18 protein-coding genes are annotated in these 21,329 nt (G+C 71.4%); 11 read left to right on the plus strand and 7 right to left on the minus strand.

What is annotated here, in order from left to right; all coding sequences use genetic code 11:
• Positions 1 to 18: 18 nt before the first annotated feature.
• From H343_RS35160 to H343_RS0100595, 3 genes are all read right to left on the minus strand, one after another.
• Entirely contained in the window at positions 19 to 1,125 is a 1,107-nt protein-coding gene (locus H343_RS35160) for a cellulose-binding protein (RefSeq protein ID WP_199778841.1), read from the minus strand.
• A gap of 505 nt (positions 1,126 to 1,630) precedes the next feature.
• Entirely contained in the window at positions 1,631 to 4,093 is a 2,463-nt protein-coding gene (locus tag H343_RS0100590; RefSeq protein WP_028429550.1) for an SUKH-4 family immunity protein, read from the minus strand.
• A gap of 33 nt (positions 4,094 to 4,126) precedes the next feature.
• A complete protein-coding gene (locus H343_RS0100595; protein WP_028429551.1) occupies positions 4,127 to 5,125 on the minus strand; it encodes an SMI1/KNR4 family protein in 999 nt (332 codons plus the stop codon).
• 518 nt (positions 5,126 to 5,643) lie between these two features.
• Here H343_RS0100595 and H343_RS0100600 point away from each other — a divergent pair.
• Both H343_RS0100600 and H343_RS28100 read left to right on the plus strand, forming a co-directional pair.
• On the plus strand, positions 5,644 to 6,192 hold the full coding sequence (locus H343_RS0100600; protein ID WP_028429552.1) for a YwqJ-related putative deaminase: 549 nt from the start codon (positions 5,644 to 5,646) through the stop codon (positions 6,190 to 6,192).
• Entirely contained in the window at positions 6,189 to 6,740 is a 552-nt protein-coding gene (locus H343_RS28100) for an SUKH-3 domain-containing protein (RefSeq protein WP_037901782.1), read from the plus strand. Before H343_RS0100600 ends, H343_RS28100 begins: the two co-directional genes overlap by 4 nt.
• Here the strand turns inward: H343_RS28100 and H343_RS28105 are convergent.
• Positions 6,676 to 8,247: a sensor histidine kinase gene (locus H343_RS28105; RefSeq protein ID WP_037901785.1), complete on the minus strand. Its 1,572-nt coding sequence runs from the start codon at positions 8,245 to 8,247 to the stop codon at positions 6,676 to 6,678. The two genes, H343_RS28100 and H343_RS28105, sit on opposite strands and share 65 nt — an antisense overlap.
• 201 nt (positions 8,248 to 8,448) lie before the next feature.
• On the opposite strand from H343_RS28105, the gene H343_RS0100615 reads away from it, so the two are divergent.
• The 6 genes from H343_RS0100615 to H343_RS0100645 all read left to right on the plus strand — a co-directional run bounded on the left by H343_RS0100615 (position 8,449) and on the right by H343_RS0100645 (position 14,300).
• Positions 8,449 to 9,129 carry a hypothetical protein gene (locus H343_RS0100615; RefSeq protein ID WP_028429553.1) on the plus strand — a complete coding sequence of 227 codons (681 nt, stop codon included), beginning with the start codon at positions 8,449 to 8,451 and terminating at the stop codon, positions 9,127 to 9,129.
• 226 nt (positions 9,130 to 9,355) lie between these two features.
• Positions 9,356 to 10,837, plus strand: a complete 1,482-nt coding sequence (gene glmU / locus H343_RS0100625; RefSeq protein WP_028429554.1) for a bifunctional UDP-N-acetylglucosamine diphosphorylase/glucosamine-1-phosphate N-acetyltransferase GlmU — start codon at positions 9,356 to 9,358, stop codon at positions 10,835 to 10,837.
• A gap of 96 nt (positions 10,838 to 10,933) precedes the next feature.
• Positions 10,934 to 11,911: a ribose-phosphate diphosphokinase gene (locus H343_RS0100630; protein WP_028429555.1), complete on the plus strand. Its 978-nt coding sequence runs from the start codon at positions 10,934 to 10,936 to the stop codon at positions 11,909 to 11,911.
• A gap of 279 nt (positions 11,912 to 12,190) precedes the next feature.
• Complete coding sequence (locus H343_RS0100635) at positions 12,191 to 12,799, plus strand: 50S ribosomal protein L25/general stress protein Ctc (RefSeq protein ID WP_028429556.1); 609 nt, start codon at positions 12,191 to 12,193, stop codon at positions 12,797 to 12,799.
• Between the two features lie 93 nt (positions 12,800 to 12,892).
• Complete coding sequence (gene pth / locus H343_RS0100640; RefSeq protein WP_028429557.1) at positions 12,893 to 13,504, plus strand: aminoacyl-tRNA hydrolase; 612 nt, start codon at positions 12,893 to 12,895, stop codon at positions 13,502 to 13,504.
• Positions 13,505 to 13,841: 337 nt separating this feature from the next.
• Positions 13,842 to 14,300 carry a hypothetical protein gene (locus tag H343_RS0100645; RefSeq protein ID WP_051264420.1) on the plus strand — a complete coding sequence of 153 codons (459 nt, stop codon included), beginning with the start codon at positions 13,842 to 13,844 and terminating at the stop codon, positions 14,298 to 14,300.
• 213 nt (positions 14,301 to 14,513) lie between these two features.
• Here the strand turns inward: H343_RS0100645 and ppc are convergent, their stop codons facing one another.
• Entirely contained in the window at positions 14,514 to 17,201 is a 2,688-nt protein-coding gene (ppc, locus tag H343_RS0100650) for a phosphoenolpyruvate carboxylase (protein WP_051264489.1), read from the minus strand.
• 434 nt (positions 17,202 to 17,635) lie between these two features.
• On the opposite strand from ppc, the gene H343_RS0100655 reads away from it, so the two are divergent.
• Together H343_RS0100655 and H343_RS0100660 are read left to right on the plus strand one after the other, a co-directional pair.
• Positions 17,636 to 18,643, plus strand: coding sequence for a fatty acid desaturase (locus H343_RS0100655; RefSeq protein WP_028429560.1), 1,008 nt, complete (start codon positions 17,636 to 17,638; stop codon positions 18,641 to 18,643).
• Positions 18,640 to 19,326: a TetR/AcrR family transcriptional regulator gene (locus H343_RS0100660; protein WP_028429561.1), complete on the plus strand. Its 687-nt coding sequence runs from the start codon at positions 18,640 to 18,642 to the stop codon at positions 19,324 to 19,326. Before H343_RS0100655 ends, H343_RS0100660 begins: the two co-directional genes overlap by 4 nt.
• A gap of 78 nt (positions 19,327 to 19,404) precedes the next feature.
• On the opposite strand, the gene H343_RS0100665 is transcribed toward H343_RS0100660, so the two are convergent.
• Together H343_RS0100665 and H343_RS0100670 are read right to left on the minus strand one after the other, a co-directional pair.
• Complete coding sequence (locus tag H343_RS0100665; RefSeq protein ID WP_028429562.1) at positions 19,405 to 19,779, minus strand: glyoxalase; 375 nt, start codon at positions 19,777 to 19,779, stop codon at positions 19,405 to 19,407.
• Positions 19,776 to 20,639, minus strand: coding sequence for a methyltransferase domain-containing protein (locus H343_RS0100670; protein ID WP_037901788.1), 864 nt, complete (start codon positions 20,637 to 20,639; stop codon positions 19,776 to 19,778). Before H343_RS0100670 ends, H343_RS0100665 begins: the two co-directional genes overlap by 4 nt.
• A gap of 72 nt (positions 20,640 to 20,711) precedes the next feature.
• On the opposite strand from H343_RS0100670, the gene H343_RS0100675 reads away from it, so the two are divergent.
• Positions 20,712 to 21,209 (plus strand): MarR family transcriptional regulator, encoded by a 498-nt coding sequence (locus H343_RS0100675; RefSeq protein WP_028429564.1) that lies wholly within the window; start codon positions 20,712 to 20,714, stop codon positions 21,207 to 21,209.
• The last annotated feature ends 120 nt before the right edge of the window (positions 21,210 to 21,329 follow it).

A 21,329-nucleotide genomic window follows, 5' to 3' on the forward strand; every position in this document is an offset into this window, starting at 1 on the left:
CCGGCCAGTACGCCCCGCTCAGCGCCCCCGCCCGGCGGCCCCGCCGGAGAGACCGACGACCGGGGCGGCCCCTTCGAGGGCTCCCTGCCCGCCGGCGGTGCCCGCCGTCCCGGCTGCACCCGACGTACCCGCCGTACCTACCGCTGCTTCAGCCTCCGGCCCCGGGCAGAGCGTGTCGCCCCCGACTCCCTGCTCCCGGCCCTGCTCCTGCTCCCGCTCGGGGGCCTGGCCCTGCTCCTGACCCTGCTCCTGCTCCGGTACCCGTCCCGTCAGCGACGCCAGGGTGCAGCGCACCCGTGTCATGTGCCGCCTCATCTGCTCCGCGCACTCGGCGTGCTCCTTCAGCACCAGCTCCGTCTCCCTCTCGACCTCCGCCTCCCTCTCCCGCGCGGCGGCCAGCAGCTCTGCCGCACGCTCCGCGGCCTTCTCCTGCCACCGCCGGTCGCACTTCTCCGCCTCCGCCCGCTCCCGCTCCGCGTCCGTCAGCATCCGCTCGCCGCGTTCGTCCACCTCACCGGCCCAGTCCGCGAAAGCCCGCTCCCGCTCGGCCAGTTCACGTTCGGCGTCCTCCAGCGCCGCGGCCTGTGCCCTCTCCTGGGCGGCAAGAGTCTCCTCGCAGTGCTTCGTGGTCTCCAGCAGCCCCAGCTCCGCCGTACGCGCCGTCTCCTCCGCCGCCTCGCGCGCCGCGTGGCGCAGCTCCTCGGCCTCGCTCCGCGCGGCCTCGACGTGACGGACGGCCGCGGCGGACGCCTCCTTGCGTACCCGCTCGGCTTCGCGCCGGGCCGACTCACGCAGGGCGTCGCCGGCCGCGGAACACTCCTCCACGGTCCGGCGGGCCTCGGCCTCGCTCGCCGCCCGCAGGTCCACGCCCTCCGCCTCGGCGATCTCCAGCAGCTTCCGTGCCCGCTCGCCCAGCGTCTCGAAGGTCTGCGGCGGCCGTGCGTCGGCCGCCTCGCGCAGCCGCTCCGCCGCCTCGGCCATCTCCTGGGCGAGCGCGGAGAGTTCCTCGACCCGCTCCCAGTCGCGCTCGGACTGCCCGATCAGGCGGGACATCTCCCGGTCTACCTGCTCGGGCCGGTAACCACGGCCCCGTACCACGGCGAAACCATGCGGTGACGCACTCATATCGGCCCCTTACCTCTGCGGCACACTCGTCGGCGGACGCACATCTTTCTCGATCCGAGCGAAGCAGCCATACCGCGACACTCCATATGAGCGCACCACGAAAGGGGCACGACGTCACGCGTGCGGATAAGAATCGCCGCCCCGCCGGGCCCGGGAGCAGGCCGGGAATCCGGGCACAGGGGGCCTGAACTGGGGCTCGGCCGCACCGGAGGCCGTACGGCACCGCACCGGCGCGCGGGCGGACCGGCACCGGGGACCGGGACGGAAAATCCCGCCACCCGTCAGCCCGGGAAGGTCCTCGGCCATCCCTGCGGGTGACGGGCGGCGGGAGAAAAACCACCGCGAAGAGTGAACAGGCCCCGCAGTGCCGGAAGCGACAGCACGGGGCCGGGAACGAACGCGAGAAACCACAACCGGCAGCGGAGAACGGCCCGCTCCCGGCGCCCGCCACGGCGGGCCCCTCCGCCGAACCCCCGGCCCGGCAGGACGGAACCCTGGACGGCCCCTAGAAGAGGCCGTCCCACATCTGCTCCAGCAGCACCGCCCACCAGTTCTCCGGCGAGGCCAGCGCCGCGGGGTCGAGCGCGGCCAGCTGGTTCTGGAAGTCGACGGTCCAGCGTCCCGCCTGCTCCTGAGTGAGCCCGAACCGCAGCGGCCACATCCGGCCCAGCGCAGCCAGACACCGCGCGAACTCCGGAAGCCCCGTGCTGACGAACTGCGGCTGCGCGGGCTGCCCACCAGGCGCGCCCTCCAGCGGTACGGCCACGATGTGCGCCGTCCCGTACTGCACGCACAGCTGACGGCCGAAGTCGTTGCCCATGACCAGATACGAACCCGCGTCGGAGCCGGGCTGAACGCCCCGCTCCTGGGCCAGTTCGGCCAGTGTCGGCACCGGACGGCCCGGCTGTGCCTGCCCCCAGAAGAAGGGGCTGACGTCCATCGGCAGACCCGCCCACACCAGCGTCTGCGCGACGACGTCCGGCACGCCCTGCCGCGAGACGGCGTGCTGGTCGAAGCGGAAGACGCCCTGCGGGCCGAAGGCCTGCATCAGTTCGTGCCCTATCGCGTCCGGCGGGACGGGCGGCACGGGCGGGATCTGGTGCTGCGGCGGCAGCGGCACACGGTGCGGCGCCGGACGCGCCGGGCCGTCGGCGACCTGGTGCAGCTCCCCCTGGTGCTCGATGAGATGGCGCATGCCCTGCTGCCGGGACGCGTGATCACGTCCGTAGGGCGCGGTGTGCGTGACACGCACCTGCGGCCAGGTCTCACGGACCATACGGGCGCAGTAGCCGCCCGGCAGCTCACAGGACTCCAGCTCGGTGTGCAGTTCGACGACCTGGTTCGGCGGCACGTTCATGTTGCGCAGCTCGTGCAGGATCTGCCACTCCGGGTGCGGGACACCGGGCGCGGAGCGCCGGATGAGCTGCTGCTCGGAGCCGTCCGGTGCCCGGTAGCTGAGCACCGCCATGTAGCCGGGGCCGACCGTGGGCTGTCCGGTGGGCTGCTGCTGCGGATAGCCGTACGCGGGGCCGGCGCCGGGCACGCCGGGCGGCGGGCCCTGCGGGAAGCCGTACGCCTGCGGCGGCGCACCGGGCGCGGCCGGAGGCGGACCGGGAGGTGCGGGAGCACCGGGCGCGGCCGGTGGAGGGCCGGGAGGCGCGGGAGCACCGGGCGCGGCCGGAGGCGGACCAGGAGGTGCAGGGGCTCCGGTGCCGCCGCCCTGTGACGGTCCCGCCAGCATCGTCGCCGCTTGGTGGACGTCACCGCCGCCCGTACCGCCGCCCGTACCGCCCGGTGCCCCGGGCGCGGCCGGAGGCGGCGGCGGAGTGCCCGCACCGCCGGAACCGCCCTGCGAGGGATCGGACAGCACCGTCGCGGCATGATGCACACCGCCGGAGCCGCCGCCCGTGCCCTGCGGCCCTCCGGGCTCACCTTCGCCGCCCTCGGAACCGGCGGCCGGGTAGTGGCCGCTCTCCCGCAGCTGCGCCTCCAGTTCGCCGGAGGAGACCATCTGTGTCGGTACGTACCCCGCTCCCGGCCCACCGGGCGCACCGGGACCGGCGGCGGCACCCGGCCTCGCACCCGGCGTACCGGGAGCACCGGGCGGCGGCGGCACGGACGGTCCGCCTCCCCGGGAGGGACGGGAGGCCCCACCGCGCGGGGCTCGGCTCGTGTCGGCGTCCGCGATGTCGCCCGCGCCCGGCCTCGCCGCACCTGGCGGAGCGGGCGGGGGCGGCGTCGAACCGGCGTTCCGCTCAGGGTCCTCGACAGAGGGAGAGACCGCCGTGGACGGCAGCGAACGGCCGGCCTCCGGCATCAGCTCCGTCCTGGCATCCGTCCGCGCCCTGTCCCCGTCCTCGTCGCTGCCGGACAGCGGCGGCGCGAAAACCGTCGCGGGCGGCAACTGCGCCTCCCCGCCGCCCGAACTGCTCGTGTCCGCCGCGTCCCACGGACTCGCGGCGCCGGACGACGGCGGCCCGCCCGCGCCGGACCGGGCCGAGGCAGCGCCCGCGCCCGTACCGCGCCGGTCCGGGATGCCCATCTGGTCGGCCGCCTGCTGAAGCCACTCCGGAGGCGTCAGCAGGAACGACGTCGCCTCCAGGTCCAGCCGCTGCGGCGCGGACGCCCCGCCCGCAGGTACGGGCGCGCCCGTACCGCCGTACTCCTCCTCGTAGCGGCGGATGACCTCACCCACCGGAAGCCCCGGCCACAGCGTCGTGTCACCGCTGTCCCGCGCGATCACCAGCCGCGAACGGCCGCCCCCGCCCGCCCCGGAAGCACCCGGAAGAGCGGCAGAACCCGAAGAGCCCCCGGAGCCCGCACCGCCCGGCCCGGCTGCCGGGTCCTCCGCCCAGGCCACGAAACCCAGGTCGAACTCCCGCACCCGCACCTCACGCTGCAGATGCTCCGGCACATCGCCGTTGACCCAGCGCTCCGCACGCTCCTGAGCCTGCGCGAAGGTCACCATCGCGGCCTCAACCCCTTACCCCTCACGTCACCCTCAAGCCCCGACGGCACGCGCGAAACCGCCGTCCACCATCAGGTTCGCCACGGTCTCCAGCTCGGGCGGACTGCCCGCGAGCCGCAGCAGGAACTCGTCGAAGTCGGCGCCGCACGGCCGCAGCAGCATCTCCACCCGCTCCTGCACACCGAGCCCGTCCCGGTCCCCCGCGTCGTCGAACGCGCAGAACCACACCGAGCCGACGCCCTCACCCTTCACCTTCACCGCGATCAGCCCGCCCTGCACGAAACCGACCCCCAGGAAGTCCTTGGTGAAGTGATCACGCAGACACTTGTTGACGTAGACCAGATCGTTGACCGCCGCGTCCTCACGCACCGTGAAGAAAGGCTGGTCCACGAGCAGCCCCAACTCCGCGTCCAGAGCCACCCCCTCCGGCGCACAGCCGCCCGCAGCCTTCAGGAACGCCCGGTACGCGCCCGGCAGCCGGTACCCCAGCCGCTCCTCCACCTCCAGCACCTGCGGCTCACCGACCGCGACACCGTGCGGCACCGCGAAATGCGCGGGACGGGTGTCCTGCAGCGGCCTCGTACCCCTCTTGGCATGATCGACGGCAGCCGTCGACAGCCCGCCGTGGTGCCGCAGCAGGGCCTTGACCTCGACCGGCACCAGCTCCATACGGCGGCTGTGCGCCACGTGGTGCCACGTCCAGCCGTGCGGAGTGGCCACCGGCGGCAGATCCGCCCACAGCTCGTGGCCCGCGGCGTGCAGCGCGGCGTTCGCCGACACGTAGTCCGTCAGCCGCAGTTCGTCACCGCCGAAGCCCTCCGGCGGTTCGGCGATCTCCGCCACGGCACGCGCGTACGCCGAGAAGTCCGGAAGACCGCCCTCGTCGACGCGCACCCCACCGGGATACCGGGCGGCACGCACCGGATCGGGGAAGTTCACGACCTGGCCGGCGTAGGCCCGGTTCGGCGGCGCGACGTTCCCCCGGTCCTGGGAGCCGGGAAGTGCCCCCAACCCGAGCCGACCTGTCGTCATGGCGGTAGCCCCCTGCTGCACATCTGGCTGACACGGACAGCCTATGCGGTACGGCAACACCCCGGCACAGCCCCCGTGAGCGCGGACGACCGCCCGCCACCGGCCCGCCCTTCCGGCCCGCCCGGCAACTCCGCCGTCCGGCCACCCGGTTCGCCCCCCACCCCGGCCCGCGACCTCCACCCACCAGCACACGCCGCACACACGGGGCAAGCCGGTTACCCCTGCGACCACACGTACGAACCCCGTGCCGCGACGGCCGGCGGAAGACGGAAGCCGGAATCCGGAAAGAAGCACCGCGCAGCACCGCACTCCCGCCCCGGAAGAAGGACGCACGATCGCACACGGCCCCTCCGCCCCGCCCCGGCCCCTTCGTTCCACACCGCTTCAAGAACCATCACACCCCCGTGACATGCCCGGCGGCATGATCGCTCATCCCGCACACGGCATACTTGGCGCGACACACAGGCGACACACAAGGCACATACGGCGGAAGGGGCCGTACGGGGAGGAATCACCGCATGAACACAGCACCAGCGCAGTCCGCACCCCCCAACACCGCCGACCCCCGCGTCGGCTGGCACAACGCCACCCACGACAGCGCACCCCCGCTCCACCACCGCCGTGACGGCATCCTCCCCGCCGTGGCCGCCGCCCTGTCCGTACGAGGCACCACCCTCACCTCCACCGGCAACAAGGGCGACCAGCCACCCGCACCCCACCCCCTCGTACAGGACTTCCTCGACACCCTCACCACCGACCGCCGCGCACGCCACACCGGCCGCTGCTCCGAAACCGTCCTGCTCTCCCGCTACCTCACCACCGCCGAAACCGAGCGCACGGCCAAACGCGCCAGCCGCAAACCGCACGCCAAACACCGCCCCCTCACCCACAGCGAAGCCCGCCGCGCACTCAAAGGCGCCAAGATCACCGCCCGCCACATCCGCGAGGACGGCGACCCCCTGCACGGCCGCTACGCACCCCCCTGCACCTCCTGCACCGCACTCCTCACCCACTTCGGCGTGCGCCCCGTCGACCCCTCACCCGCCGCCGGAGAGGCCCCCCGGTGAGCACACCCCACCAGCGCACCTCCACCACCCGCTTCCCCGTCGCCGTCGACGACGCGCTGCGCGCCGCAGGCTGGCAACCCGGCCGCTGGGACATGCGCCAGGCCGAGGAATGGGCCGACACCCTCAGAGGCCACACCACACCCGGCGGCCACCAGCACAACGTCCTGCCCGAAGCCGTCGAGGTCTGGGCCGAATTCGGCAACCTGCCCATCGACCCCACAGGACCGGGCCGCCACATCGCACCCAGCAGCCTGCGCATCGACCCCCTGCACGCGCTGCACGCCCCCCGGACCCTCGCCGACCTCGGAGGCGCACTCGGCACCCGCGTCTGCCCACTCGGCACCGACGGGCCCGACGCCGCGCTCCTCGCCATCGACACCGAACGGCGCGTCTACAGCCTCGACCACACCGGCGACTGGTACCTCGGCAGCGACTTCGACGCCGCCCTGGCCGCCCTGCTCACCGGCGCCCGCCCCGAAAGACTCACCCGGCCCGGCCAGGCGCCCCTCCCCCACCAGACCGGCCCGCAGACCGGCCCGCCGGAATGACCGCCGACACCCGGAAACCCCCCGCCTCCGTCGGCCCGGAGACGAAACCACCACCGAGCGCCGCCACACGCTCCTTCATCCCCACCAGACCGTTACCGCCGCTCGGCAGACCCGCGTCGGCCCCACCGTCACCGTCCACCGGACGCTCGTTCTCCACCTGCACCGCGACCTCCCCCTCACGATGCGCCAGCCGCACCCTCGTACGAGCACCCGGCGCATGCTTGTGGATGTTCGTCAACGCCTCCTGCACCACCCGGAACGCCGTCTGCTCGACGCCGGCGCCATAGCCGCCGGGCGAACCGTCCACCGAGAACTCGACGGCCATCCCCGCCTCCCGCGACTGCCCCACCAGCGCCTCCAGCTCCGCCAGCGACGGACCCTCCACAGCACACGGCTCCTCCACCACGCCGTTCACCGCACCCGGAGCCGCAGCGCCCCGCCGCCTCGAAAGCCCGCCCCCGGCCCGGCCCGGCACCCGCTCCCCCGCCGTGCCGCGCTCCCGAACCGAACCCGACCCGGCGCCGGACGGAGACCCGGACGAGGAAGACAACGGGGACGGGGACGACGAGGTCTCGGACGAGGCAGACTCAGACGACGCGGACGACGCGGACGGAGAGGCCGGCCCCGTGGCCGCCACCGCGAACTCGGCCAGCCTCACCGACACACCGCCCGGCCCGGCCTCCGCCCCGCCCTCCGGCGAACGCAGCACCCCCAGCATCGTCCGCAGCTCCGTCAGCGCCTGCCGCCCCATGTCACCCACCAGCGCCGCGTTCTTCGACGCCTTCTCCGGGTCCTTCAGAGCCACCGCCTGCAACGCCGCCGAATGCACCACCATCAGACTCACCCGGTGCGCCACCACGTCGTGCATCTCCCGGGCGATCCGGGTGCGCTCCTCGTTGCGCGCCCACTCCGCACGCTCCTCCGCACGGTCCGCCAGCAGCGCCAGCTCCCGCTCCAGACCGTCGGCGCGCTCCCGCAGCGACTCCACCAGCCGCCGCCTCGCCGCCACATAGAGCCCCGCCAGCACTGGCGGTGCCGTCACCCCCAGCGCCAGCACGACGGACATCAGAGGAATGAACCACGTCGGCGGATTGAAGCCCGGATCCTGCCCGATGCTCTGATGCATGCGTATCAGCATCACGATCAGGACCGCCGCCGCCTGCATGCCCGTGAGCAGCACAAGAATCCGGCGCGGCACGTCCCCGATCGCCAGGCTGTAGAGCCCGACGACGCCCAGCAGCATCCCCATCTCGGCAGGAGTCAGCGCGATGGCCACCAGCACGACAGCGATGGGCCACCGCCGCCGCAGCACCAGCGTCGCCCCCGCCACGACCCCCAGCCCCACCCCGGCCGCCACCGGAACCCCGGCCTCACCCGCGAAAGCCACACCCTGGAAGCCGCACTCCGCCGAGGACAGCACCCCCAGGGTGATGTCCAGCGCGGCACTCCGGCGACGCCTCCACCACCACAGTCCGCCGACGGCACGGCGCTCCCCCGTCTCGGTCATGGAGCCCAGCGTACGACCGGCGGCCAACCCGTTTTCCGCCCCGAACCGAGGAACTGACGATTCCGCCACAGGACCCGACCATTCCGTGCGACAGCAAGAACCAACTGGTTTCCGCAGGAGAAACGTACTTTCCCCGCCCGAACTGGTGAATACGTCATGATTGCACCGCCCCGCCCCCCGCGTACGGGCGAAGCTGCGTCCATGGTGCGAGCGAAACCCGAACTGAAGGCCCGCGCACGGCAGATGCGGCGGGAAGGAAAGACGTACGACGAGATCGCCGGCCTGCTGGGCGTGGCGAAGAGTTCGGTGTCGCTGTGGGTGCGGGACCTGCCGGCGCCCAGGCGTTCCGCGGAGCACGCACGGAGGATGGCCGAGGCGAGATGGGCACCGTTCAGGAGGGCACGGGACCTCGCCAGGAAGCAGACGATCGACGAGGCAGCACGAGAGCTCGGGGGTCTCACCGAACGCGATCTGTTCGTACTGGGCGTCGCCCTGTACTGGGCCGAAGGCCCGAAGAGCAAGCCCTACCGGCTCAGCGAAGCGGTCACCTTCGTCAACAGCGACCCGGGCATGATCAGGGTTTATCTGTCCTGGCTGAACCTGCTCGGAGTCTCTCCCGACCGGCTGCGCTTCTCCGTGATGATCCACGAGTCCGCAGACGTGGAATCGGCGGAGCGCTACTGGTCGGACCTCGTGCGGGCGGGGTCCGAGTTCTTCGGCAAGACCACCCTGAAGAAGCACAATCCCCGCACGGCACGCAAGAACGTCGGCCCCGACTACCGCGGCTGCCTCGTCATCAGAGTTCTCCAGGGCGCCGACCTGTACCGTCGCATCGAAGGCTGGTGGTCAGGCATAGTAGGGGGCGCCGAAAAGCTGGGCTGACAGAATGACCGTTTTGCCTGCTTTGCCATCCCCTGTGGTGTAATTGGCAACACTGGCGGTTTTGGTCCGCCCATTCAAGGTTCGAGTCCTTGCAGGGGAGCACCTTCGAGTCAGGTCGAAGAAGCCCCCCGACCGGGCCCGCTCACGTGTCCGCGAAGCGAGCCCCCCGTAACCCACCGGTATCCTGCGGGTGTTCCCCCTGACCCCGTAGCCGAAGGGCACACCCGTGAGCGCCAACCGCCCGGCAGCCGTCGTCGTACTCGCAGCGGGTGAGGGCACCCGTATGAAGTCGGCGACGCCCAAGGTTCTGCACGACATCTGCGGCCGTTCCCTTCTCGGACATGTCGTCGCCGCCTCCCGCAGCCTCGCCCCCGAGCACCTCGTCGTGGTGGTCGGGCACGCGAGGGAGCAGGTGAGGGCTCACCTCGCCGAGGTGGACGCGGACGTGCGCACGGCGGTGCAGCACGAGCAGAACGGCACGGGTCACGCCGTCCGCACGGGCCTGGAGGAGCTGACCGACGGCGGCGTCGCCCTGGACGGCACGGTGGTAGTCACCTGCGGGGACACGCCCCTGCTCACCGGCGGCACTCTTCAGGCGCTGGCCGACGCCCACGCCGCCGACGGCAATGCCGTCACGGTGCTCACCGCCGATGTGCCGGACTCCTCGGGTTACGGCCGCATCGTGCGCGATCCCGCAAGCGGCGCGGTGACCGCGATCGTCGAGCACAAGGACGCGACGGCCGGGCAGCTGGCCATCTCCGAGATCAATTCGGGTGTGTTCGCGTTCGACGCCCAGCTGCTGATCGACGCGCTGGGCAAGCTGCGTACGGACAACAGCCAGGGCGAGGAGTATCTGACGGATGTTCTCGGCATCCTGCGCAGCGCCGGGCACCGGGTGGGTGCGTCGATGGCAGCCGATCACCGGGAGATCCTGGGGATCAACAACCGGGTGCAGCTCGCCGAGGCGCGCCGTCTGCTGAACGGGCGTCTGCTGGAGGACGCGATGCTGGCGGGTGTGACGGTCGTCGATCCGGCGTCGACGTGGGTGGATGTGACGGTCTCGTTCGAGCCGGACGCGACGGTTCTGCCGGGTACGCAGTTGGCGGGTTCGACGCATCTGGGCGCCGGCTGCCGGGTGGGCCCGAACTCGCAGTTGGCGGACACGTTCGTCGGTGAGGGTGCGACGGTGAGCAATTCGGTGGCGTCGGGTGCCCGGGTGGGGGCCGGGGCGAGTGTCGGTCCGTTCACGTATCTGCGGCCGGGTACGGATCTGGGTGTGAAGTCGAAGGCGGGCGGTTTCGTCGAGATCAAGAACGCCGAGATCGGTGAGGGTACGAAGGTGCCCCATCTTTCCTATGTGGGGGACGCGTCGATCGGTGAGCACAGCAACATCGGCGCGGCGTCGGTGTTCGTGAATTACGACGGCGTGAACAAGCACCGTACGTCGATCGGTTCGCACTGCCGCACGGGCGCGGACAACATGTTTGTGGCGCCTGTCACTGTCGGGGACGGTGCTTATACGGCGGCGGGTTCGGTGATCACGAAGGATGTGCCGCCCGGTTCGCTCGCGGTGGCGCGGGGGCAACAGCGCAATATCGCCGGGTGGGTGGCGCGAAAGCGCCCCGGGAGCGCGGCGGCGCAGGCGGCCCGGAGCGCGGAGGAGCCGGCTGCGGAGGGGCAGCCTGCGGTGGACGGAGAGGGTGGCTGACGAGCGGGGACGTCTCCTGCCGGGTACGCGTCGCTGCTGTGCGGGGCGTACGGTTAGCAGGCACGCACGGCCCGCGGAACGCAAGGAGACAGTGCAGTGACCGGGATCAAGACGACCGGCGAGAAGAAGTTGATGCTCTTCTCCGGCCGCGCCCACCCCGAGCTGGCGGAGGAGGTCGCGGAGCAGCTGGGTATCACTGTGGTCCCGACCAAGACGTTCGACTTCGCCAACGGTGAGATCTACGTTCGCTTTCAGGAGTCGGCGCGTGGCGCGGACTGTTTCCTGATGCAGAGTCATACGGCTCCGATCAACAAATCGATCATGGAGCAGCTGATCATGATCGATGCTTTGAAGCGTGCTTCCGCCCGGAGCGTCACCGTGATCGTTCCGTTCTACGGTTATGCGCGTCAGGACAAGAAGCACCGTGGGCGGGAGCCCATTTCGGCGCGTTTGATGGCGGATCTGCTGCAGACCGCGGGGGCGGACCGGATTCTCACGGTGGATCTGCACACGGATCAGATTCAGGGCTTCTTCGACGGTCCGGTGGATCATCTTTTCGCGTTGCCGGTGCTGGCGGATTATGTGGGCGCGAAGGTGGACCGGGACAAGCTGACCGTGGTCTCGCCGGACGCGGGGCGTGTGCGGGTGGCGGACCGCTGGGCGGACCGGCTGGGGGCTCCGCTGGCGATCGTGCACAAGCGCCGTGATCCGGAGGTCGCGAATCAGGTGACGGTGCACGAGGTGGTGGGTGATGTCGAGGGCCGGGTGTGTGTCCTGGTGGACGACATGATCGACACGGGTGGCACGATCTGCGCGGCGGCGGAGGCGCTGTTCGCGAACGGCGCGGAGGACGTCATCGTCACGGCGACGCACGGTGTGCTGTCGGGTCCGGCGGCGGACCGGCTGAAGAATTCGAAGGTGAGCGAGTTCGTGTTCATGGACACGTTGCCGACGCCTTCGGAGATCGACCTGGACAAGATCACGGTGCTGTCGATGGCCCCGACGATCGCGCGTGCGGTGCGTGAGGTCTTCGAGGACGGCTCGGTGACCAGCCTCTTCGACGAGCAGGCGTAGTTCGCGGGTGGCGGGGCGTCCCTCGGTGGCGGCCCCGCTGATCGATTTCCGCATGGCCTCCCCCGGCGCGTAGACTCCTGGAGTCGCTCGGCGAGGGAGGCCGTTCCTGTACGTGGTCGTACGGGCCCGGCTCATCCGTTATCGACGCGCGCTCTTCGTCAGGGTCTCCATGGACGTTCCGGTTCGTGGCCGGCTCTGCGGCGTAGCCGGTCTGTCGTGGACGGACCGAGTGACACCACAGATTCGGGATTTTCGTTTTCGACCCACGAGGAGCGCAGCATGGCTGACGTGAAGCTTTCCGCCAATGTCCGCAACGAGTTCGGCAAGGGCGCCGCGCGTCGTCTGCGCCGCGAGGAGCGGATTCCCGCGGTGATCTACGGTCACGGTGAGGACCCGGTCCACGTGACGCTGCCGAGCTACGACATGATGATGGCGCTGAAGACCCCGAACGTTCTGATCGAGCTGAACGTCGAGGGCAAGAAGCAGCTGGTCATTCCGAAGGCTGTGCAGCGTGAGGCCATCCGCGGCTTCCTGATCCACGCGGACCTGCTGATCGTCCGTAAGGGCGAGAAGGTCAGTGTGGACATTCCGATCCACGTCGAGGGTGAGCTGGCTCCTGGGCAGAACCTGCTGGAGCACGTGCTGATGGCGCTGCCGGTCGAGGCGGAGGCCACGCACATTCCGGAGTCGGTGACGCTCTCGGTGGAGGGTCTGGACGCGGGTGACTCGGTGACCGCCGGTCAGATCAAGCTGCCGAAGGGCACGTCGCTGACCGTCGAGGAGGACGAGGTCGTCATTCAGGTGCTCGCGGCGCAGGCGGAGGAGCCGGCGGAGGACGAGGAGACCGTGGGCACGGAGGAGGCTCCGAGCGAGGTCGCGCCTGGGTGATCCGCCGTTTCCAGGACCGCTGTCGCGTTCTCTCCGGCTCGGCCGGGGGGAGCGCGGCGGTGGTTGTTCCTCTCTCGCTGAAGGACCGCACAGATGACGACCGATGCCAGCAGTTCGGGTGAGCTGTCGGGGCCGTGGCTGATCGTGGGGCTGGGCAATCCCGGGCCGGGTTATGCGGGCCACCGCCACAATGTGGGGTTTCTGGTGGCGGAGCTGCTCGCTTCGCGGGCCGGGGGGAAGCTGAAGTCGCACAAGTCGCGTGCGCGGGTGGTGGAGGGCCGCATCGGTATGCCGGGGCCTGCGGGGCGCCGGGTGGTCGTGGCGCAGCCGATGTCGTACATGAATCTTTCGGGTGGTCCTGTCACGGCGCTGCGGGACTTCTACAAGGTGCCGGTGTCGCGGATCGTGGTGGTCCATGACGAATTGGACATCGACTTCGGGGTGCTGCGGCTGAAGAAGGGCGGCGGTGACAACGGCCACAACGGGCTGAGGTCGCTGACGAAGTCGCTGGGTCCGGACTACTTCCGGGTGCGGTTCGGGGTGGGCCGGCCTCCTGGCCGTATGCCGGTGGCGGATTACGTGCTGCGGGATTTCTCGGGCGCGGAGCGCAAGGATCTGGACTATTTCGTGGACCGTGCCTCGGATGCGGTGGAGTCGCTGATCCTGGACGGTCTGGAGCGGGCGCAGAGCACGTACAACTCCTGAGGCGGCGCGGAGTGCGCCGCGCGGAGTGCGCCGCGCGGAGTGCGCCGCGCGGAGTGCGCGGCGTGGAGTGCGCCGCGCGGAGTGCGCGGCGGCGTCCCGTGCGGGTGCGGAGGTTGACCGCCCGGACGCTTTGGCCAAAGATCCCGGCATGCCTTTCTCGACGCCTTCGGCCTCCTCTTCCTCGAAGGCCCCCGAGGCCCCCGGGGCTCCCCCGGCTTCTTCGGCTTCGCCGGCTCCTTCGCTCTCCTCCGGCGTGCCGGGCTCCCCGGAAGCGGACTCCCCTTCCCGCGCTGCCGGATCCGGCAGACGCAGCCGGGCCCGCAGGGCCGGGGAGAGCATGTTCGGGATGCTGCTCCTGGTGCGGAACGTGCTGCTGGGGCTGGTCTCGCTGCTGCTGCTGGCGGCCGGCGGCTGGACGTCCTGGGACATGGCGGGTCCGGCGCTGACCGGTGACAGGCGCGGCACGGTGGAGGTCTCGGAGTGCAGCAAGGACGAGTGCTCGGGGACGTTCTCCCCTGCGCGGGGCGGTGGTTCGCCGGTTGAGGGGGTGACGCTGGCGGAGTCCGCCTCGGGTGAGGTCGGTGAGCGGCTTCAGGTGGCGTTGCGGCCGGGCACGAAGGAGGCGGTGCTCACGGGGCCCTCGGGTGCGCTCTACGGGGCGGTGCCGTTCGGGGGGTCGCTGGTGCTGGCGTCGCTGATTGTCGCGGGCGGGCTGCGGTGGCGGCGTACGGCGACGGTTCTGGGGCTGCTGGGCGCGGGGTTGATGGGTGCTTCCTGGGCGCTGCTGGCGTTCTGACGGCCGCACACCGGTGACGGGCGGCGGGGGGGCCGTCGGGGGGCCGTCCCTGAGCGGCGAGGGGCGAAGGCGGGAACGGGAACGCGGCGGCGCCGCCGCGGCGGGGGTGGTGTTGCGCCCGCCGCGGCAGCGCCGCTGCTTCCAGCCCGTTCTTGTGCCTGTCCGGCGTGCCGTCTGCGGCGTGTGCCTCAGGGAGGTTCGGCCGGGCGGTCGTCAGCCGGTGTTGCGCAGTCCGGCGGCGACGCCGTTGACGGTCAGCAGGAGTGCGCGGGCGAGCATCTCGTCGGGTTCCTCGTCGCGTGCGGCCGCTTCGCGCTGCCGGTGCAGCAGTGTCACCTGAAGGTAGGAGATCGGGTCGAGGTAGGCGTCGCGGATGGTGAACGTCTGCTTCAGCACGGGGCTGGCGTCGAGCAGTTCCCGTTCGCCGGTGATGCGCAGCACTTCCCGTACGGTCAGTTCGTGTTCGGCTCGGATGGTGCCGAAGACGTGCTTGAGCTCGTCGGGTACGAGGGTGTCGACGTAGTGCTGCGCGATGCGCAGGTCGGTCTTGGCGAGGGTCATCTCGACGTTGGCGAGGAAGTTGCGGAAGAAGTGCCAGTGCTCGTGGGCCTCTTCGAGCACGCTGCCGAGACCGGCCTCGCGGGCCGCCTTGAGCCCGGTGCCCACTCCGTACCAGCCGGGGACGATCTGCCGTGACTGGGTCCAGCCGAAGACCCACGGGATGGCGCGCAGCCCGTCGAGCCCGGCGCCGCTGTCGGGACGCCGGGAGGGGCGGGAGCCGAGGTGGAGTTCGGCGAGCTGGTCGACGGGGGTGGAGGCGAAGAAGTACGCGGGCAGGTCGGGGTCCTCGACGAGCTGCCGGTAGGCGCCGTGCGCCGCGTCGGAGACGGTGTCCATGGCGGCGTCCCAGCGGGCCAGCGCCTCGTCGGACTGGCGGGGCGCGGTGTGCAGGGCGGACGCCTGGAGGGTGGCTGCCACCGTCAGCTCCAGGTTCTCCCTCGCCAGGGACGGCACCAGGTACTTGTCGGAGATGACCTCGCCCTGTTCGGTGACTTTGATCTCGCCTTCGAGGGTGCCCCACGGCTGGGCGAGGATCGCGTCGTGGGTGGGGCCGCCGCCGCGGCCGACGGTGCCGCCGCGGCCGTGGAAGAGCCGCAGCCTCACGCCGTGCCGGTGTGCGACGTCGCGCAGCCGCCGCTGTGCGCGGTGGATCTCCCACTGGGAGGTGGTGATGCCGCCGAACTTGGAGGAGTCGGAGTAGCCGAGCATGACCTCCTGCAGGTCGCCACGGAGCGAGACGAGCTTGCGGTAGGAGGGGTCGGAGAGCATCGCGTCGAGGAGGTCGTCGGCGATCCTCAGCTCGTCGGTGGTCTCCAGCAGGGGGACGATGCCGGTCTTCGCCCAGCCGGCGTGCAGGTCGATCAGTCCGGCCTCGCGGGCGAGTACGGCCGCGGCGAAGACGTCGTCGGCTCCCTGGCACATGGAGATGATGTAGGACTCGATGACTTCCGGGCCGAAGGTCTCCAGGGCCTGCCGGACGGTGGTGAAGACGCCGAGCGTCTTGGCGCCGGCCTCGTCCAGGGGCGCGGGTGCGGGGGACAGCGGGCGGCGGGAGCGCAGTTCCTTGGCGAGGAGGCGCTGCCGGTAGTCGCGGGGCATGTCGGCGTAGCGCCAGGATTCCTCGCCGAGCCGGTCGAAGAGCTGGCCGAGGGCGTGGTGGTGGGCGTCGGCGTGCTCGCGTACGTCCATGGTGGCGAGCTGGAGGCCGAAGGCGGCGAGTGTGCGCAGGACGCGCTCCAGGCGGCCGTCGGCGACGAGTTCGCCGCGGTGTGCGCGCAGTGAGGTCTGCAGGAGGGTGAGGTCCTCGACGAGTTCCGCGGTGCCGAGGTAGTCGCGTCCGGCGGCGTGGGGGGCGCCGGAGGCGAGCCTGTCGCGGGTGTTGAGGAGTTTCTGCCGGATGCAGGTGGCCTTGAGCCGGTAGGGCTCCTCGGCGTTGAGCCGCTTGTAGCGGGGGCTGATCTCGGGCAGCCGGTCCAGGTCGCTGCTGAGGGAGTCGAGGAGTTCGGTGGTGGCGCCGCCGTTGCGGATGGAGGTGGAGAGGGCGCCGCGCAGTTCGTCGATGTGCTCGAGCGCGTCGGTGATGCCGTGTTCGTGCTGGAGGAGGAGCACCTCCCAGGTCACGGCGGGGGTGACGTTGGGGTTGCCGTCGCGGTCGCCGCCGATCCAGGTGCCGAAGGTGAGGGGACGGGTTCCGGGGGGCAGTGGTGCGCCGGCCCGGTCCAGTTCGGCGGCGAGGTCCTCGAGGACGTCGCCGACGGCGCCGCTGTGCAGTTCGTCCAGGTAGTAGACGGCGTTGCGGGCCTCGTCGGCGGGTTCGGGGCGTGCGACGCGCAGTTCGTCGGTCTGCCAGACGAGGTCGACGTTCTCGGCGAGGCGCAGGTCGGTGCGGCGCCGGTCGGTCGGGTCGGTGTGGTCCAGCAGTTCGGCGATCTTGCGGAGTTTGGTGAGGACGGAGCGGCGTGCGGCTTCCGTGGGGTGCGCGGTGAAGACGGGGCGCACGCCGAGGTTCCGTACGGTCGCGGCGAGGTGGGCGGGGTCGGCGTCCTTGAGCATGTCGGCGGTGCGGGAGAGGTTGCTTCCCTCGGCCGCGCGGCGGGCGCGCAGTTCGCGGCCGCGGTGGACCTGTTCGGTGACGTTCGCGAGGTGGAAGTACGTGGAGAAGGCCCGGACCAGCTTGGTGGCCGTCTCCAGGTCGGTCCTGCCGAGCAGGGCGGCGGCGGCCTCGCCGTCGCTGCGTGTCAGGGCCCGCACGCGTTCGACGAGGTCGAGGAGGTCGGCGCCTTCCTGCCGTACGAGCGTCTCGCCGAGCAGGTCGCCGAGGCGGCGGATGTCGGCGCGCAGCGCGGTCGTGGACGCGCTCTCGGCGGCTTCCGCGGTCCCGGCGGCTTCCGCGGTCCCGGCTGTCTGTGCGGCGCCGGTCCCGGCGTGGGGTGCGGTTTCGGTCCCGTCGGGATGCCGGCGGTCGTCGTCGGCACGGCTCACATCGGCACTGCTCACAGGTGCGGCTCCTTGCAGCGTTCGCTTCGGGCAGGTCACGGACCGCGCTGTCCGACGGGACCAGGATAGGCGGGGCGCCGCCGGGCCAGGGGTGCCGTCCGATGGGTGAGCATGGGATTCCTCTCCCCCGGGCCCCCCTTGATACGCCGGTGAGGGCTGCCATACTTACGATGCCGTAGGTTACGGTTCCGTAGGACTTGAGCGGGTACCCGACCCGAATCGCTGTCCGGGATCTCTACGGCAGCCTCCGACCCTTACCGCTCCGACAAGGGACATCTATGACAAGCAGCCCCCCCGACGTACTCGACAGCCCACAGGGCGCCGAGGCGGCCGCGTCCTCCGGCCCCGCCGCCACTGCCACCGCCCCCGCGACGCTGGGCGCGGAGAAGCGCCGCTCGTCCGAGCAGGTCGCCCTGCTGCTCTTCATCGTCGTCCCCTTCCTCGCGCTCGCGGCGGCCGTGCCGCTGATGTGGGGCTGGGGGGTGAGCTGGCTGGATCTGGGTCTGCTCACGGCGATGTACTTCATCGGCTGCCACGGCATCACGATCGGCTTCCACCGCTACTTCACACACGGCTCGTTCAAGGCGAAGAGGCCGCTGCGCATCGCGCTCGCGATCCTCGGTTCGCTGGCCGTCGAGGGTCCGGTCGTGCGCTGGGTCGCCGACCACCGCAAGCACCACAAGTTCTCCGACGCCGAGGGCGACCCGCATTCACCGTGGCGCTTCGGCGAGACCGTCCCCGCCCTGATGAAGGGCCTGTGGTGGGCGCACATCGCCTGGATGTTCGACGAGGAGCAGACACCGCAGAACAAGTACGCGCCCGACCTGATCAAGGACCCGGCGATCCGCAGGATCTCCCGGCAGTTCGTCATGTGGACCAGCGTCTCCCTGCTGCTCCCCCCCGCGATCGGCGGTCTGGTGACGATGTCCTGGCAGGGTGCGCTGACGGCGTTCTTCTGGGGCTCGCTGGTACGTGTGGCGCTGCTGCACCACGTCACCTGGTCCATCAACTCCATCTGTCACGCGGTGGGCAAGCGCCCCTTCAAGTCCCGCGACAAGTCCGGCAACGTGTGGTGGCTGGCGATCCTCTCCTGCGGAGAGTCGTGGCACAACCTGCACCACGCCGACCCGACGAGCGCCCGCCACGGCGTGGAGCGCGGCCAGCTGGACTCCAGCGCCCGCATCATCCGCTGGCTGGAGAAGGCAGGCTGGGCGTACGACGTGCGCTGGCCGGGCCGCGACCGTATCGACTCCCGCCGCAAGGAGACCTCCCGTCAAGCGGCATGATGGAGACCGTGCCGACCGATGACAGCACCGCGAAGGCCGCCAAGGCCCCCAAGAAGGAGAAACGCGCCGCAAGGCGCCGCATGACCGGCAAGGAGCGCCGCGAGCAGCTCCTCGACATCGGACGTGCTCTCTTCGCCGAACGCGGCTTCGAGGGCACGTCCGTCGAGGAGATCGCCCTGAAGGCCGGCGTCTCCAAACCGGTGGTCTACGAGCATTTCGGCGGCAAGGAAGGTCTCTACGCGGTCGTCATCGACCGCGAGATGCGACAGCTGCTGGACATGGTGACGAGCGCCCTGACGGGCGGCCACCCCCGTGAGCTGCTCGAACAGGCCGCCTTCGCGCTGCTCGACTACATCGATCTCTACACCGACGGTTTCCGCATCCTGGTCCGTGACTCGCCCGTCGCGCAGTCGACGGGCAACTTCGCGTCGCTGATCAGCGACATCGCCACCCAGGTCGAGGACATCCTCGGCCGTGAGTTCAAGTCACGCGGCTTCGACCCGAAGCTCTCGCCGCTGTACGCGCAGGCGCTGGTCGGCATGGTCGCGCTGACGGGCCAGTGGTGGCTGAACGTCCGCAAACCGAAGAAGGCCGAAGTGGCCGCGCATCTGGTCAACCTGGCCTGGCACGGCCTGGACGGCATGGAGGCCAAGCCGCGTCTGATCGGGCACCGGCGGAACTGAGGGGGCCGGCGCGGCGTCTTCGGCGCGGCGACGGTCACCGCCCGGCGAAGTCGTCGAGCGCGCGGCGGATCACCCCGCTCAGGTGACGGGCCCTCCGACCGGTTCCAGGAACTCCAGGCGGTTGCCCACCGGGTCCTGCGAGTAGAAGCGGCGATGGCCGGGCAGGTCGTCGTCCCAGGTCACGGGCGTACCGGCGGCGGTGAGGCGGGCGGCGAAGGCGGTGATGCCCCGTACGCGGATGCCGGGGTGGGCCTTCCTGGCCGGGCGGAAGTCCTCCTCGATGCCCAGGTGGAGGACGACGGAGCCCGCCGTGAACCAGCAGCCGCCGCGTGCGGCGAGCACCGCCGGTTTGGGGATCTCCGTCATGCCGAGCGTGCCCGCGTAGTACGCGCGCAGGGCCTCCTCGGAGCCGGGCGGGGCGGCGAGCTGGACGTGGTCCAGGGAGTCGATCACGGCGTTTGCCTCCGTTTCACGGCGACGGCGAAGACGCGGCGGAAGGGGAGGACCGTTCCGCGTGAGGTGTCGCCGCCCAGCGGCGGATACGCCTGCCGCAGCTTCTCACCGTACTCGGCGAGGAAGTCCTCCCGGGCCGCCCGGTCGTCGGCGAGGATCGTGAGCACGGGACGCAGGGCGGTGCCCTTGACCCAGTCGAGCACCGGGTCCTGGCCGTGCAGCAGGTGCGCGTAGGTGGTCTCCCACGCGTCGACGTCGCACCCGAGGGCGGTGAGCGCGTCGAGGTAGCCGGCCGGGTCGAGGACGGTGCCGCCGCGGGAGTCCGTGCCGAGGCGGTCGCGCCAGTGCGGGGCGTTGCGAGTCTGCAGCAGGAGGGTGTGGCTGGGTGCGTCGAAGTTCCCGGGGACCTGGAGGGCGAGGACGCCGCCGGGCGGCAGGGCGTCCGTCCAGGGCGCCAGGAGGTCCCGGTACCGGCGGACACCGTCCCCGTCGCCGGCGGGGACGACCCAGTGCAGGGCGGCGTTGGAGAAGAGCAGGTCGAATGTCTCTCCGTCCGCGGGCCGCCAGTTGGCCAGGTCGCTGTGGGTGAAGTCGAGGGTGCCGCCGGCCGAGGTGCGTCCGGCGTACGCGCGGGCCTCGTCGAGCATGGCCGGTGAGTTGTCGTACCCGGTGATGCGGGCGCGGGGCCAGCGGGCGGCGAGGGGCATGGAGGGGGCGCCGGGGCCGCAGCCGAGGTCGGCGACGCGGGGAGTGTCCTCGTCGGGCAGGCGGGGGACGCGGGCGAGCAGGTCGTGGACGGGGCGTGCCCGGTGCCCGGAGTGGCGCCGGTACTGGTGCGGGTCCCAGACGGGTGACGTCATGGTGGGAGCCTCCGCCGAAATTATCTCGATGTCAAGAGACTTCACGTCGACACAACTACTACACTGATCACCATGGAGGACGAGGTCGACCGACTGGTGGCAGCCTGGCGACGCGAGCGCCCGGACCTCGACGTGGAGCCGTTGGAGGTGCTGAGCCGCGTCGGCCGGCTCGCGCGCCATCTCGACCGTGCCCGCAGGCTCGCCTTCTCCGAACACGGCCTGGAACCCTGGGAGTTCGACGTGCTCACCGCGCTGCGCCGCGCGGGTACGCCCTATCAGCTCTCACCGGGCGCACTGCTGACCCAGACGCTCGTCACCTCCGGCACCATGACGAACCGCATCGACAGACTGGCCAAGAGAGGGCTCGTCGAGCGGCTCCCCGACCCCAGCGACCGGCGCGGGGTGCTGGTGCGCCTCACCGCCGAGGGCCGGGACCGCGCCGACAGCGCGCTGGCCGGGCTGCTCGCGCAGGAACGCGCCATCCTCGCCGAGCTCTCCTCCGCACAACGGGCCGAACTGGGCTCACTGCTGAGGCACTTGACCGCACCCTTCGACAACCTCCCGGGCTGACCCGGCCGTTCTCCCGCGTCCGGCTCAGCGACCGGGCAGAGCACGGCCGGTGCGGCGCGGCCGGCCACGCCGCACCGGCGGAGCGCCCCGGTGCGCGGCGGGCGGCGCAGCCCGTAGCAT

Source organism: Streptomyces sp. TAA204 (genome assembly GCF_000424965.1).

What these genes read in the sequence shown, in the direction of transcription:
- H343_RS35160 (WP_199778841.1), bottom strand. Translation starts at nt 1,125, where the DNA reads ATGAGTGCGTCACCGCATGGTTTCGCCGTGGTACGGGGCCGTGGTTAC.
- H343_RS0100590 (WP_028429550.1), bottom strand. Translation starts at nt 4,093, where the DNA reads ATGGTGACCTTCGCGCAGGCTCAGGAGCGTGCGGAGCGCTGGGTCAAC.
- H343_RS0100595 (WP_028429551.1), bottom strand. Translation starts at nt 5,125, where the DNA reads ATGACGACAGGTCGGCTCGGGTTGGGGGCACTTCCCGGCTCCCAGGAC.
- H343_RS0100600 (WP_028429552.1), top strand. Translation starts at nt 5,644, where the DNA reads ATGAACACAGCACCAGCGCAGTCCGCACCCCCCAACACCGCCGACCCC.
- H343_RS28105 (WP_037901785.1), bottom strand. Translation starts at nt 8,247, where the DNA reads ATGACCGAGACGGGGGAGCGCCGTGCCGTCGGCGGACTGTGGTGGTGG.
- H343_RS0100615 (WP_028429553.1), top strand. Translation starts at nt 8,449, where the DNA reads ATGGTGCGAGCGAAACCCGAACTGAAGGCCCGCGCACGGCAGATGCGG.
- H343_RS0100635 (WP_028429556.1), top strand. Translation starts at nt 12,191, where the DNA reads ATGGCTGACGTGAAGCTTTCCGCCAATGTCCGCAACGAGTTCGGCAAG.
- pth (WP_028429557.1), top strand. Translation starts at nt 12,893, where the DNA reads ATGACGACCGATGCCAGCAGTTCGGGTGAGCTGTCGGGGCCGTGGCTG.
- H343_RS0100645 (WP_051264420.1), top strand. Translation starts at nt 13,842, where the DNA reads ATGTTCGGGATGCTGCTCCTGGTGCGGAACGTGCTGCTGGGGCTGGTC.
- H343_RS0100655 (WP_028429560.1), top strand. Translation starts at nt 17,636, where the DNA reads ATGACAAGCAGCCCCCCCGACGTACTCGACAGCCCACAGGGCGCCGAG.
- H343_RS0100660 (WP_028429561.1), top strand. Translation starts at nt 18,640, where the DNA reads ATGATGGAGACCGTGCCGACCGATGACAGCACCGCGAAGGCCGCCAAG.
- H343_RS0100670 (WP_037901788.1), bottom strand. Translation starts at nt 20,639, where the DNA reads ATGACGTCACCCGTCTGGGACCCGCACCAGTACCGGCGCCACTCCGGG.
- H343_RS0100675 (WP_028429564.1), top strand. Translation starts at nt 20,712, where the DNA reads ATGGAGGACGAGGTCGACCGACTGGTGGCAGCCTGGCGACGCGAGCGC.